This window comes from Frigoribacterium sp. CFBP9030 (assembly GCF_034045195.1).
Taxonomy (GTDB): domain Bacteria; phylum Actinomycetota; class Actinomycetes; order Actinomycetales; family Microbacteriaceae; genus Frigoribacterium.
Genome location: NZ_JAXCWG010000002.1, coordinates 286746 through 300827, shown reverse-complemented (window position 1 = coordinate 300827; position 14082 = coordinate 286746). Strand labels below are relative to the sequence as shown.

Annotated in this window: 12 protein-coding genes; 11 read left to right on the top strand and 1 reads right to left on the bottom strand. The window is 67.8% G+C overall.

Translation table 11 applies throughout. The features are described 5' to 3' along the window. Positions 1-58: 58 nt before the first annotated feature. Positions 59-547, bottom strand: coding sequence for a hotdog fold thioesterase (locus SOM13_RS03590; RefSeq protein ID WP_320478923.1), 489 nt, complete (start codon positions 545-547; stop codon positions 59-61). 72 nt (positions 548-619) lie between these two features. Here SOM13_RS03590 and polA point away from each other — a divergent pair, with 72 nt between their 5' ends. The 11 genes from polA to SOM13_RS03535 all read left to right on the top strand — a co-directional run bounded on the left by polA (position 620) and on the right by SOM13_RS03535 (position 14049). After that, positions 620-3286, top strand: coding sequence for a DNA polymerase I (gene polA, locus SOM13_RS03585; protein WP_320478922.1), 2667 nt, complete (start codon positions 620-622; stop codon positions 3284-3286). A gap of 300 nt (positions 3287-3586) precedes the next feature. Then, positions 3587-4348 carry a DeoR/GlpR family DNA-binding transcription regulator gene (locus tag SOM13_RS03580; RefSeq protein ID WP_192060339.1) on the top strand — a complete coding sequence of 254 codons (762 nt, stop codon included), beginning with the start codon at positions 3587-3589 and terminating at the stop codon, positions 4346-4348. 89 nt (positions 4349-4437) lie between these two features. After that, the gene (locus SOM13_RS03575; protein ID WP_192060340.1) at positions 4438-5637 is read left to right on the top strand and encodes a PTS mannitol transporter subunit IICB; all 1200 of its coding nucleotides are present in this window, start codon (positions 4438-4440) and stop codon (positions 5635-5637) included. A 61-nt stretch (positions 5638-5698) separates the two neighbouring features. Beyond that, complete coding sequence (locus SOM13_RS03570; protein WP_192060341.1) at positions 5699-6007, top strand: PTS lactose transporter subunit IIB; 309 nt, start codon at positions 5699-5701, stop codon at positions 6005-6007. A 2-nt stretch (positions 6008-6009) separates the two neighbouring features. Continuing rightward, a complete protein-coding gene (locus SOM13_RS03565) occupies positions 6010-6471 on the top strand; it encodes a PTS sugar transporter subunit IIA (RefSeq protein WP_320478921.1) in 462 nt (153 codons plus the stop codon). A 100-nt stretch (positions 6472-6571) separates the two neighbouring features. Next, positions 6572-6841, top strand: coding sequence for an HPr family phosphocarrier protein (locus SOM13_RS03560; protein WP_192060343.1), 270 nt, complete (start codon positions 6572-6574; stop codon positions 6839-6841). Positions 6842-6959: 118 nt separating this feature from the next. After that, positions 6960-8654: a DUF885 domain-containing protein gene (locus tag SOM13_RS03555; RefSeq protein WP_320478920.1), complete on the top strand. Its 1695-nt coding sequence runs from the start codon at positions 6960-6962 to the stop codon at positions 8652-8654. 180 nt (positions 8655-8834) lie between these two features. Continuing rightward, entirely contained in the window at positions 8835-10283 is a 1449-nt protein-coding gene (gene rpsA, locus SOM13_RS03550) for a 30S ribosomal protein S1 (RefSeq protein ID WP_055797456.1), read from the top strand. Between the two features lie 146 nt (positions 10284-10429). After that, on the top strand, positions 10430-11080 hold the full coding sequence (gene coaE / locus SOM13_RS03545) for a dephospho-CoA kinase (RefSeq protein ID WP_192060345.1): 651 nt from the start codon (positions 10430-10432) through the stop codon (positions 11078-11080). Positions 11081-11090: 10 nt separating this feature from the next. Beyond that, positions 11091-13157, top strand: a complete 2067-nt coding sequence (uvrB, locus tag SOM13_RS03540) for an excinuclease ABC subunit UvrB (protein ID WP_192060346.1) — start codon at positions 11091-11093, stop codon at positions 13155-13157. Beyond that, complete coding sequence (locus tag SOM13_RS03535) at positions 13147-14049, top strand: SDR family NAD(P)-dependent oxidoreductase (protein WP_320477186.1); 903 nt, start codon at positions 13147-13149, stop codon at positions 14047-14049. The genes uvrB and SOM13_RS03535 overlap by 11 nt, the downstream gene beginning before the upstream one ends. Positions 14050-14082 lie beyond the last annotated feature (33 nt).

Below are 14082 nucleotides of genomic sequence, written 5' to 3'. Positions count from 1 at the left end.
TCACCCCACGGGGTGGCGGCCTCGATCCGTCTGCCGCGTCGTCCGCTGCGGTTCGCGATCAGGAGCGCGCGTCCGTGAGGAAGTTCGTGATGCGGACGGTGGAGAGGAGCCGCCCTGCCTCGTCCGTCATCACGATCTGATGCGTCGCCAGCGTTCGGCCCAGATGGATCGCGGTGCAGGTGCCGATGACCCAGCCGGTCGAGATCGAGCCACTGTGACTCGCGTTGAGCTCGATCCCCATGGCCAGCCGCCCCGGGCCAGCGTGGACCGTCGACGCGATGGAGCCGAGGGTCTCCGCGAGGACGACGTGCGCCCCGCCGTGCAGGATGCCGACCGGCTGCGTGTTGCCGGCGACGGGCATCCGAGCCACGGCGCGCTCGGCGCTCATCTCGAGGATCTCGATCCCCATCTTCTCGGCGAGGTCGCCGACTCCACGACGACCGAAGAGCTCGGACGCCGCGTCACTGAGCTCGGGGCGCACGGCATCGGATCCGCCGACCTGACGGGCGGCACCTTCGGAGGAAGCGGCGGGGGAGTGGGAGGTCATTGCGCTCCGTGGGGCCGTGGTCCGGTGGATCTCCCCGACGGCCGTGTCGGAGGTGCCCGCTAGGCTGACGGGGTGTCGGACGAAGCAAAGCCTACCCTCCTGGTCATCGACGGTCATTCGCTGGCCTTCCGCGCGTTCTACGCTCTACCGGTCGACAGTTTCGTCAACCGCGAGGGTCAGCACACCAACGCGATCCACGGCTTCATCTCGATGCTGCTGAGTCTTCTCAAAGCCGAGAAGCCCACGCATCTGGCCGTCGCGTTCGACATCTCGCGGTTCTCCTTCCGCACGCGCGAGTACCCCGAGTACAAGGGCACGCGCTCCGAGACCCCGCCCGAGTTCGTCGGTCAGATCCCTCTGTTGGAGGAGGCCCTCCACGCGATGGGCATCACGACCATCACCAAAGAGGACTTCGAGGCGGACGACATCCTCGCGACCCTCGCGACGCGGGGTCGAGACGAGGGTTTCCGTGTGCTCGTCGTCTCCGGCGACAGAGACGCCATCCAGATGGTGAACGACGACGTCACCCTCCTCTACCCCTCGGCGCGGGGCGTCAGTGAACTGACCCGCTACGACCGCGACAAGGTGTTCGAGCGCTACGGCATCGAGCCGCATCAGTATCCCGAGGTGGCCGCCCTGGTCGGCGAGACCAGCGACAATCTGATCGGCATCGACAAGGTCGGCGAGAAGACCGCGGTCAAGTGGATCAACCTCTACGGGGGGCTCGACCAGATCATCGAGCGCGCCGACGAGATCAAGGGCGTCGTCGGTCAGAAGCTGCGAGAGCAGAAAGAGAACGCGATCCGCAATCGTCGCCTGAACCGTCTGGTCACCGATGTCGAGCTGCCCGTGGGGCCGGCCGACCTCGAGCGCCGGGGCATCGACGAGGCTGCGGTCCGAGAGCTGTTCGACAAGCTGCAGTTCCGGACGCTGCTCGAGCGCGTCCTCCTCCTGTCCGAGTCCTCGGCGACCGGCGAGGCGTCCGAGCCCGCCGTGACGGCGGTACCGGTCGGCATGCCCGTCGTCCGGACCCTCGTCGACGAAGAGCTCGCCTTCTGGCTCAAGAAGCACGCCTCCGACCCGCAGAGCCCCGTGGGGCTCGTGGTCGAGTACGGCAATGAGGGCGTCGTCGGGCTCGGCCTCTCGACGCGGGTCGAATCGGCGTACATCCCGTGGGCCGCCGGGCGCGGCGACTACGTGGCCCTCGAGGCCTGGCTCGACGGAGAGACCCCCAAGGTCGTCCACGACGCGAAGCGCGCCTACAAGGCGCTGTCGCGAGTGGGTCTGCATCTCACGGGCGTCGTCGGCGATCCCCGCGTCGCCGCCTGGCTCCTCCGACCGGCCCGCACGTCGTTCGCCCTCTCGGACCTCGTCTACGAGCAGCTCGGCGAGTCGCTGCCCGTCGGCGACCCCAACCAGCTCGTCGCCAGCGAAGACGATTTCAGCGTGGCATCCGAGGCGTGGTTCGTGCTGCGCCTCTCGGACTCCCTGGTCGACGCACTCGATGAAGGGTCGCGGCGCGTCCTGACGGAGATCGAGCTCCCGCTCGTCCCGGTGCTCGGCGACATGGAGCTCACCGGGGTGGCCGCTGATCGCCCGACGCTCCAGGCCCTGTCCGTGCGGTTGGGCGAGTCCGCAGCCGGACTCGCCACCCAGGCGTTCGCGGAGATCGGCCGCGAGGTCAACCTCGGCTCCCCGAAGCAGCTGCAGGAGGTGCTGTTCGAGCAGCTCGAGATGCCGAAGACCCGCGCGACGAAGACGGGCTTCTCCACCGACGCGGCCTCTCTCGCCGACCTGCAGGAGAAGCATCCCCACCCGTTCCTCGATCTCCTCCTCAAGCACCGCGATGCCACCAAGCTGCGGCAGATCATCGAGACGCTCGAGAAGTCGATCGCCGACGACGGACGCATCCACACGACGTACGACCAGACCGGCACGACCACCGGGCGGATCTCATCGGTCGACCCGAACCTCCAGAACATCCCGGTCAAGGCCGCCGTCGGTCGCGAGATCCGTGCCGCGTTCATCCACGGTCCGGAGTACGAGACCCTGCTGACGGCCGACTACTCGCAGATCGAGATGCGGATCATGGCGCATCTCTCGGGTGACGAGGGCCTGATCCAGGCGTTCAACGAGGGTGAGGACCTGCACCGCTTCGTGGGTGCCCGCATCTTCGGGGTCGAACCGGCCGACGTCTCACCCGCCATGCGGACGAAGGTCAAGGCCATGTCGTACGGTCTCGCCTACGGCTTGAGCGCATTCGGCCTGTCGAAGCAGCTCCGGATCGAGAGCTCCGAGGCCAAGCAGCTGATGACGGACTACTTCGCGCGTTTCGGGGCCGTCCGCGAGTACCTGCGGAACGTCGTCGAGCAGGCCCGCGAAGACGGCTACACCGAGACCATCTTCGGTCGCCGTCGACCCTTCGCCGACCTCAAGTCACCCAATCGGGTGCTGCGCGAGAACGCCGAACGTGCAGCGCTGAACGCCCCGATCCAGGGCTCGGCCGCCGACATCATGAAGATCGCCATGCTCGGAGTGCAGTCCGAGATCGGGTCTCGTGAACTCGCGTCGCGTGTCCTCCTGCAGGTGCACGACGAGATGATCGTCGAGGTCGCACCCGGCGAGGTCGACGCCATCCGCGACATCGTCCGTCGCCAGATGAGCGGTGCCGCCGATCTCAGAGTGCCTCTCGACGTCAGCGTGGGTCTCGGCGAGAGCTGGGACGCCGCGGCGCACTGACGGCCCGCCTGACGCGATCGTCGGCCAGCCGACCCGCCGCGTCGGTCCAGAACGGCTCGATCCGCTCGGAGTGGGCACACTCGGGCGCGACCGTGGCAGCCTGCGCGCGCCTCAAGCCCCGGCGACGACTCGAAGCGGGCGCAAACAAAGCAGAAACGCGGTCCCGACTTGACGAACAGACACAAACGGGCTTATATGAAATCTGCTCGGTGAACGTCGGGCACCAAACGGCTCTTAATTCACTGAACAGCTGATGACTTCCTTCCGGTGAGTCATCCCCGCACGACGACGAGGTCTCGCATGTACGCACCTGAGCGTCATCAGCAGATCCTCGATACGGCATTGAGCAGAGGTCGGGTCGAGGTGGCGGGTCTGGCCCGTGACCTCTCGGTCGCGCCCGAGACAGTGCGCCGGGATCTGACCGAGCTCGAACGGCGTGGCGTCCTCCGACGTGTCCACGGTGGCGCCATCGCCGTCGAGCGCCTCGGCATGGAGCCCCCCGTCGTCGATCGTGAGGGCACCGCGGCGGCCGAGAAGGACCGCATCGCCCGAGCTGCGCTCGATGAGCTGCCCGAAGAGGGTTCGATCATCATCGACGCCGGCACGACGGCCATCCGGTTCGCCGAGCTGCTGCCTGTGGACCGCGTGCTGACGGTCGTCACCCATTCGCTCGCCGTGGCGACCATCCTCATCAGCAGGCCCAACGTCACATTGCACCTCCTCGGTGGACTGATCCGCACCAGGACGTACTCCTCGGTCGGGGACTGGACGCGCAGCCAGCTCGCCGACGTCTTCGCCGACGTGGCCTTCGTCGGGACGAACGGCGTCTCCGTCGAGCGAGGGCTCAGCACGCCCGATCTCGCCGAGGCGCGGGTCAAGCGCGCCCTCCTCGCGTCGTCCAGGCGGACCGTCGTCCTCGCCGACCACACGAAGTTCGGCCGCGAGGACTTCGCGAAGGTCTCCCCGCTCTCCGACGTCGACACGATCGTCACCGACTCCGGGGTCGACGGCGAGCTCGCCGACGACGTCGAGCGTGCCGGCCCCAGGGTCGTGATCGTCTGATAGCGACCTCCCCCCACAGCCCCACCCGAAGCACCATCCCCCTCCCGCACCCCCACGCTCGTCACTGAGTACGAAGGAGTACCGCCCTCATGTCCGAATTCACCCCCACGGTCACCGGGACCGGTGTGCGCGCTCGCGTACAGCGGTTCGGAGGCTTCCTCTCCGGCATGATCATGCCGAACATCGGCGCGTTCATCGCCTGGGGTCTCATCACGGCTCTGTTCATCGAGACCGGGTGGACGCCCGTCCCGCAGCTCGGCGGTTTCGGAACGGACTCCGCCGGCGAGCCCTACGGCGGCATCGTCGGTCCGATCATCACGTACCTGCTGCCGATCCTGATCGCCTACACCGGTGGTCGCATGATCCACGGTCAGCGTGGAGCGGTCATCGCCGCCGTCGCCGTCCTCGGTGTCATCTCCGCGACGGACGTTCCGCAGTTCCTCGGCGCCATGATCGTCGGCCCGCTGGCCGCCTGGGTGCTGAAGCAGTTCGACAAGCTCGTCGAGGGTCGCATCAAGTCCGGGTTCGAGATGCTGGTCAACAACTTCTCGCTCGGCATCATCGGTGCGGCCATGGCCATCGCGGCCTTCTTCGGCCTCGCCCCGATCACGACGTGGCTCACCGACCGGTTCGGTGAGGCCGTCGAGTTCCTGGTCAACCTCGGTCTCCTGCCGCTGGCCTCGATCATCATCGAGCCTGCGAAGGTGCTGTTCCTCAACAACGCCATCAACCAGGGCTTCCTGACCCCGCTCGGCGCCATCCAGTCCGCAGACGCCGGCAAGTCCATCCTGTTCATGCTCGAGTCGAACCCCGGCCCCGGGCTCGGCATCCTCCTCGCGTTCCTCTTCTTCGGCCCGCGTGCCATCCGCCCGTCGGCCCCCGCCGCGATCATCGTGCACTTCTTCGGCGGCATCCACGAGATCTACTTCCCCTACATCCTCATGAAGCCCATCCTGCTCATCGCCGCCGTCGCCGGTGGCGCCACGGGGATCGCCTGGTTCTCGGCCTTCGGGCTCGGGCTCGTCGGGCCGGCTTCGCCGGGCAGCATCATCGCCTACTTCGGCGTCGCCGCGCGGGGAGACTTCCCGCTCATCCTGGTCGGCATCCTGCTGTCCGCTCTCGTGTCGTTCGTCGTCTCCTCGCTCCTGATGGGCTTCGGCCGCAAGGAGAACCGCGAGGCTGCGGCGGAGGACGCCGAGGCCCAGCAGCAGGCGCTGGCCGACGCCCAGGCGGCGACCGCCGCCAACAAGGCCACCAGCAAGGGAACCGCTGCTCCCACAGCGTCCTAGTGATTGAATCGGGGGGCGGCTCCGGCCGCCCCCCGTTCCACCTCGAAACAAGGAGAACACCATGGCAACCCTCGACGGATCGTCCATCAAGAAGCTCATCGTCGCCTGCGACGCGGGCATGGGCAGCAGCGTCATGCTCGCCTCCACGCTCAAGAAGCAGCTCAAGAAGAGCGGGGTCACCGTCGAGCACTCGCCGGTGTCCGAGATCCCGGCCGACGCCGACGTCGTCGTCACCCAGAACAACCTCGCCGAGCGTGCGCGCGGGGTCGTCCCCGACATCCCCGTCGTGCCCTTCCAGCTGTTCATGGGCGACCCCAACGTGGCCAAGGTCGTCAAGGCCATCCAGGACGGCTCGACGGTCGAGGTCTGACGATGACCGACCAGGCTCCTGAACTGACGGCGCTGCTCGCCGAATCCTCCATCCGGCTCGACGAGTCCGCCGGCACGCGCGACGAGGCCATCCGGGCGACCGGTCGGGCCCTCGTCGAGGCCGGCGCCATCGATGAGGCGTACATCGACGCGATGTTCGAGCGTGAGAACTCCGTCTCGACGTACGTCGGCGAAGGTGTCGCCATCCCTCACGGCACCCTGGCGGGCAAGGACTCGGTGAAGAACGACGCCCTCGTCGTCCTCCGGTTCCCGCAGCCGATCGACTGGGACGGCAACGAGGTCTCGGTCACCGTGGGCATCGCCGCGAAAGGCAATGGGCATATCGCCATCCTCAGTCAGCTGGCGAGCATCCTGATGGACCCCGACAAGGCCGCAGCCCTCCGGGGTGCGACCACGACTTCGGAGGTCTACGACCTGCTGCAGTCCGACGAAGACGACGACTGACCTCCACGCCCCCTCCGTCCGGCCTCCCGGCCGATCGGATCCGCACCGCCGTCCGACGACGACGGCACCAGACCGCACCGGTCTCGACCAAGGAGTAGAAATGCCCGAACGCACCGTCACCATCGCCTCGAGCGTCGGTCTGCACGCCCGTCCCGCCTCGCTGTTCAGCCAGGCGGCCGGCAAGACCGGTGCAAAGGTGACGCTCACGACCTCGGCCGGCAAGAGCGTCAACGCTGCGAGCATCCTGGGCGTGCTGTCGCTCGGCATCAACCACGGCGACGAGGTCGTCATCGCCACCGACGGGGACAACGCCGAGGCCGCCCTCGACGAGCTCGCCGCCCTGCTCGAGACGGACCTCGACAAGGACTGAGCGCCTCCTGCGGTCCTCGAGGGCACCGGGTCGACGACACGTCGACCCGGTGCCCTTCTCTGTCAGCCACCGAGAATGACCAGCCCGCCGTGTCGGAGGTCGCGTCTAGGCTCGGGGCATGTCAGACGACTCGACCAGCACCTCCAGCCGCGTCCCCACAGCCATCGACGCGATCGCCGAACGCTGGGTCGACACGCTCGTCGATCTCGATCCCTCGGTCGCGACGTGGATCGGGCGTGAAGGGCGCACAGGCGAGTACGGCGACTACTCGCCCGAGGGGCACGACCGGCGCATCGGCGAAGCGCGGGCCGTCATCGCCGCTCTCGACGCGGCCCCCGTCGTCGATGACGTCGACCGCGTGACGCAGACGGATCTGCGCGGTGAGCTGGCGCTCGACGTCGAGTTCCACGAGGCGCGGCTGCATCTCCGCGACCTGAACGTCATCGCTTCGCCCGCGCAGGGGATCCGCGAGGTGTTCGATCTGATGCCGACGGGCTCGCTGTCGGACTGGTCCGACATCGCCTCCCGTCTGGCGGCCGTCCCGTCCGCTCTCGAGGGCTACGAGGCGTCCCTCCGCGCCGGTGCCGCCGAGGGCGTCGTCCCGGCTCGCCGGCAGATCGAGAAGGTCGCCGTCCAGTGCGCACGGATCGGACGACGAGACGGATTCTTCGCCGATCTCGTCGGCGGGGCCCGTCCTGAAGACGGCACCGCGCCTCCTGCCTCCCTCGATCGCGATCTCGCACGGGGAGCCGAGGCGGCCGCGTCGGCCTACCTCCGGTTCGAGAGATTCCTGGTCGACGAGATGCTCCCGTCCGGGGGCGCCCACGACGGAGTGGGGCGCGAGGCGTACGCGCTGCACTCCCGTCGATTCCTCGGAGCGGCGATCGACCTCGACGAGACCTACGAGTGGGGCCTCGACGAGCTCGCGCGGATGACCGCCGAGCAGGAGGGGGTGGCCGGCCGGATCGAAGAGGGCGCGAGCGTGCAACGCGCGGTCGAGGTGCTCGACGCAGACCCCTCACGGCGTCTCGACGGGACGGAAGCCCTGCAGCACTGGATGCAGGAGCTGAGCGACCGGGCCGTCGACGAGCTCGGTCGGACCCACTTCGACATCCCCGACGAGCTGCGTCGCCTCGAATGCCGCATCGCCCCGACCCGTGACGGCGGCATCTACTACACGGGTCCGAGCGACGACTTCTCGCGGCCCGGCCGGATGTGGTGGTCGGTGCCCGAGGGGGTCACCCGCTTCGACACCTGGCGCGAGACGACGACCGTCTACCACGAAGGCGTCCCGGGTCACCACCTGCAGCTCGGCCAGGCCGTCCACAACCGCACGAATCTGAACACCTGGAGGCGGCAGCTGGCGGGTACCTCGGGTCACGCCGAGGGCTGGGCCCTGTACGCGGAGCGCCTGATGGACGAACTCGGCTACCTCGACGATCCAGGTGACCGGCTCGGCATGCTCGACGGCCAGCGGATGCGCGCGGCCCGTGTCGTCCTCGACATCGGAGTGCATCTCGGGAAGCCCTTCCCGGGCGACGGCGGACGACGCTGGGATGCCGAGAACGCCCTGGACTTCATGCGCCGGAACGTGAACATGGACGACGAGTTCGTCGTCTTCGAGGTCGACCGTTACCTCGGCTGGCCGGGTCAGGCCCCCTCGTACAAGGTGGGCCAGCGCATCTGGGAGGACCTTCGCGCGGAACGCACCCGACGAGACGGCGCGGCCTTCGACGTGCGCCGCTTCCATCGTGACGCGCTCCGACTCGGCGGGGTCGGCCTCGACACGCTGAGGCGCGAGCTCCTCCGCTGACGGGGCCCGATCGACGAGTGTCGACACGGAGTCGGAGTCCGTTGCCGCGGCCGGGACACGAGGCTATGATGTCCATGCGCTATCCGCGTCACTCTGCCCGCACGCTGCGGTCGATCACCCCGAGAACACGTTCACGGACGACCACGGCCCGATTCATGCTTTCACTGGAGCACTAACTACATGACAACCGTAACGACCAAGGCACCCAAGCAGGTCGCCATCAACGACATCGGATCCGCTGATGACTTCCTGGCCGCGGTCGAAAAGACTCTGAAGTTCTTCAACGACGGCGACCTCATCGAAGGCACCGTCGTGAAGATCGACCGCGACGAGGTCCTCCTCGACGTCGGCTACAAGACCGAGGGCGTCATCCCCTCGCGCGAACTCTCGATCAAGCACGACGTCGACCCCACCGAGGTCGTCGAGGTCGGCGACACGGTCGAGGCCCTGGTCCTCCAGAAGGAGGACAAGGAAGGCCGTCTGATCCTGTCCAAGAAGCGCGCTCAGTACGAGCGTGCCTGGGGCGACGTGGAGAAGATCAAGGACGCCGACGGCGTCGTCACCGGTACCGTCATCGAGGTCGTCAAGGGCGGCCTCATCGTCGACATCGGACTCCGTGGCTTCCTCCCGGCCTCGCTCATCGAGCTCCGCCGTGTGCGCGACCTCACGCCGTACCTCGGCCAGGAGATCGAGGCCAAGATCCTCGAGCTCGACAAGAACCGCAACAACGTGGTCCTGTCGCGTCGCGCGCTCCTCGAGCAGACTCAGTCCGAGAGCCGCACCACCTTCCTCAACAACCTCCACAAGGGCCAGGTCCGCAAGGGCATCGTGTCGTCGATCGTCAACTTCGGTGCGTTCGTCGACCTCGGCGGAGTCGACGGTCTCGTCCACGTCTCCGAACTGAGCTGGAAGCACATCGAGCACGCCAGCGAGGTCGTGGAGGTCGGCCAGGAGGTCACCGTCGAGATCCTCGAGGTCGACCTCGACCGTGAGCGCGTCTCGCTCTCGCTCAAGGCGACGCAGGAAGACCCGTGGCAGGTGTTCGCTCGGACGCACGCCATCGGTCAGGTCGCGCCCGGCAAGGTCACGAAGCTCGTCCCGTTCGGTGCGTTCGTGCGCGTCGCAGACGGCATCGAGGGCCTCGTTCACATCTCGGAGCTGTCGGCCAAGCACGTCGAGCTCGCCGAGCAGGTCGTCGCCGTCGGCGACGAGGTGTTCGTCAAGGTCATCGACATCGACCTCGACCGCCGTCGCATCTCGCTGAGCCTCAAGCAGGCCAACGAGGGCGTCGACCCCGAGGGCACCGAGTTCGACCCGGCGCTGTACGGCATGCTCACCGAGTACGACGACCAGGGCAACTACAAGTACCCCGAGGGCTTCGACCCGGAGACCAACGAGTGGCGCGAGGGCTTCGACTCGCAGCGCGAGAAGTGGGAGCAGGACTACGCTGCAGCCCAGTCGCGCTGGGAGGCCCACAAGAAGCAGGTCGCCGCTTCGCTGGCCGAAGAGACGACGTTCGACGTGCCCACCGGCTCCTCGTTCTCGAACGAGACCCCCTCGGGCGCCGGCACCCTCGCCGACGACGAGTCGCTCGCCGCACTGCGCGAGAAGCTCTCCAGCAGCAACTGATCACGGCGCCTCGGCGCTCACGATCGCACTGACAGGCGGTTCCCCCTCGGGGGAGCCGCCTGTCGGCGTCTGCGGCCCGATGCGGGGGAGTCTGCGCTCAGCGGCCTGACCCGGCCCGGCCCGGCCCGGCCGAGTATCATCGCGGCATGTTCATCTGCGGCCTCACGGGCGGGATCGCCGCCGGCAAGAGCACCGTCTCACTGCGTCTGGCCGAGAGGGGTGCGGCCGTCATCGATGCGGATCAGCTCTCCCGCGAGGTCGTCGACGTCGGGACTCCGGGATTCGAGGCGGTCGTCGAGCGCTTCGGCACCGGTGTCGTCTCACCTTCCGGCGGGCTCGACCGCAAGGCACTGGGTGCCCTCGTCTTCGGTGACTCGGCCGCTCGGCTCGACCTCGAGTCGATCATCCATCCCGCGGTCAGAGCCCTCTCGGCGCAGCGCATGGCCGAGGCCGTCCGCGACGACCCCAGACGAGTCGTGGTCTACGACGTGCCCCTCCTGGTCGAGTCTCGCGGTGCGGGCGAGTTCGACGTCATCGTCGTCGTCCACGCTCCTCGCGAGCAGCGCCTCCGTCGTCTGATCGAGTTGCGGGGCATGTCGCGCACCGAGGCCGAACGGCGACTCGACGCCCAGGCGTCGGACGAGGAGCGTCTCGAGGCGGCGGACATCGTCGTCGACGCCACCGGCAGCCTGGAGGACACGAAGAGGCGCGCGGACGATCTCCACGAGCGGCTGCGTTCGCTGTCAGCACGGAAGGCGGACGCCCCCGAGGCGCCCAGTGTCGGTGGTCCCTCGTAAACTCGGAAGCATGGAACCAACCCGTAGCGTCCGCCCGTTCGAAGTCGTCAGCGAGTACGAACCGAGCGGCGACCAGCCGGCCGCCATCGCCGAGCTCGCGGGTCGGATCAACGCGGGCGAGACCGATGTCGTCCTCCTGGGTGCGACCGGAACAGGCAAGTCGGCGACGACCGCCTGGCTCGTCGAACAGGTGCAGCGCCCGACGCTCGTGCTGGCGCACAACAAGACCCTCGCCGCGCAGCTCGCGAACGAGTTCCGTGAGATGTTCCCGCACAACGCCGTCGAGTACTTCGTCTCGTACTACGACTACTACCAGCCCGAGGCGTACGTGCCCCAGACCGACACGTTCATCGAGAAGGACAGCTCGATCAACGCCGAGGTCGAGCGGCTGAGGCACTCGACCACGAACTCGCTGCTGAGTCGCCGCGACGTCATCGTCGTCTCGACGGTGTCGTGCATCTACGGGCTCGGCACGCCCGAGGGCTACCTCGAGGCCATGATCGCGCTGCAGGTGGGTCAGCGCATCGACCGCGAGACGCTGATCAGACGGTTCGTCTCGATGCAGTACCAGCGCAACGACATCGACTTCTCCCGCGGCAACTTCCGCGTGCGTGGCGACACCATCGAGATCATCCCCATGTACGAGGAGCTCGCCATCCGCATCGAGATGTTCGGCGACGAGGTCGAGGCTCTGTACGCCCTGCACCCCCTCACCGGCGACGTCGTCAAGACCCTCGACGCCGTGTCCGTGTTCCCCGGGTCCCACTACGTGGCCGGCACGGACGTCATGCATCGCGCCATCGGCACCATCAAAGACGAGCTGGCCGATCGACTCGGAGAGCTCGACAAGCAGGGCAAGCTGCTCGAGTCCCAGCGCCTCCGCATGCGCACGACCTTCGACCTCGAGATGATGGAGCAGATCGGGTTCTGCAACGGCATCGAGAACTACTCCTCCCACATCGACGGCCGTTCGCCGGGCGAAGCGCCTCACTGCCTCCTCGACTACTTCCCCGACGACCTGCTGGTCGTGATCGACGAGTCGCACGTGACGGTGCCGCAGATCGGCGCCATGTACGAGGGCGACGCCTCCCGCAAGCGCACCCTGGTCGATCACGGTTTCCGACTGCCCAGTGCGCTCGACAACCGACCCCTCAAATTCGAGGAGTTCCTGAACCGCGTCGGGCAGAAGGTGTACCTGTCGGCGACCCCGGGCAAGTACGAGCTCGGCATCACGGACAGCGTGGTCGAGCAGATCATCCGACCGACCGGACTCATCGACCCCGAGATCGTCGTCAAGCCGTCCGAGGGGCAGATCGACGACCTCCTCGAGGAGATCCGCCTCCGTACGGATCGCGACGAGCGGGTTCTGGTCACGACGCTGACGAAGAAGATGGCGGAGGAGCTCACCGACTTCCTCACCGAGGCCGGTGTCCGTGTCCGTTACCTCCACTCCGATGTCGACACCCTCCGACGTGTGGAGCTGTTGACCGAGCTGCGTCAAGGCGTCTACGACGTCCTGGTCGGCATCAACCTGCTCCGCGAGGGCCTCGACCTCCCCGAGGTGTCGCTCGTCGCCATCCTCGACGCCGACAAGGAGGGCTTCCTCCGGTCGTCGACGTCTCTGATCCAGACCATCGGTCGTGCGGCCCGCAACGTGTCCGGTCAGGTGCACATGTACGCCGACAAGATGACGGACTCCATGAAGCAGGCGCTGGAGGAGACCGACCGGCGTCGGGACAAGCAGATCGCGTACAACCTCGAACGGGGCATCGATCCGCAGCCGCTGCGGAAGAAGATCGCCGACATCACCGAGGCGCTCGCTCGTGAGGGGGCCGACACGGCCGAACTCCTCGCCGGCCGCGACGGCAAGAAACGCGCACCCACGCCGAATCTCAAACGGCAGGGTCTGGCGGCCGGTGCCGCCAACGGCCTCGAGTCGATCATCGCCGACCTCAACGAGCAGATGCTGCAGGCGGCGGCCGAGCTCAAGTTCGAGTTGGCCGGGCGCCTCCGCGACGAGGTCGCCGACCTCAAGAAGGATCTGCGACAGATGGAGGCGGCAGGGCATGTCCGCTGACCCGAAGAGGGTCGTCGTCACAGGGGCGACGGCGGGCCTCGGTTTCTTCGCGGCGGAGCGGTTGGCGGCGCAGGGCCACAAGGTGGTGCTGGCCGCTCGCGACGGCGAGCGGGCCAGCCGGGCAGTCGATGCCATCCGAGACCGCGTCGCGAGCGCCGACCTCGAGACGGTCGAGCTCGATCTCGCCGACCTGACCTCCGTACGGACGGGCGCCTCGGCGATCACCGCCGGAGGGGCGGTCGACGTGCTGCTCGCGAACGCCGGCGTGGTCGGCTCGCGCCGGCGACAGACGACCGCGAACGGCTTCGAGCTTCAGTTCGGGACGAACCATCTCGGCCATTTCGCCCTCGTCTCGCACCTCCTGCCCGGTCTTCAGGCGGCGCCGGCCGGTCGCATCATCCACCTCGGCAGCATCAGCCACCGGTGGGTCCGGCTCGACCTCGACGATCCGATGATGCTCTCCAGCTACTCGAGCTACGTCGCCTACGCCCGGTCCAAGCTCGCCGTCATGACGTTCGGGTTCGATCTCGACCGACGCCTCAGAGCGTCCGGCTCGTCGGTGTCGAGTGTCGTCGCGCATCCGGGCTTCTCGTGGGAGTCGCTGAGCGACCCTCGGCCTCCCGTCGTCGAGCCCCGGCGCCCGCCGGCCGTCCTGACCTCGATGATGCACACCTTCTCGCAGGGCAAGGAGATCGGTGCCGAACCGCTCGTCCACGCCGCCGTGGCAGAAGGCGTCGACGGCGGGGAATACTGGGGCCCGGCCGGCTGGTTCCAGCTCACCGGCGAACCAGCCCTCGTCAGAGCGTCCCGTCATGCGCACGACGCCGACGCCGCCCAGCGACTCTGGTCGGAGTCGGCCCGACTCACTTCAACCCAACCCACCCTCGATTGAGCGAGCGACCCCGGTCTCTTCCCCGGCGGTCTT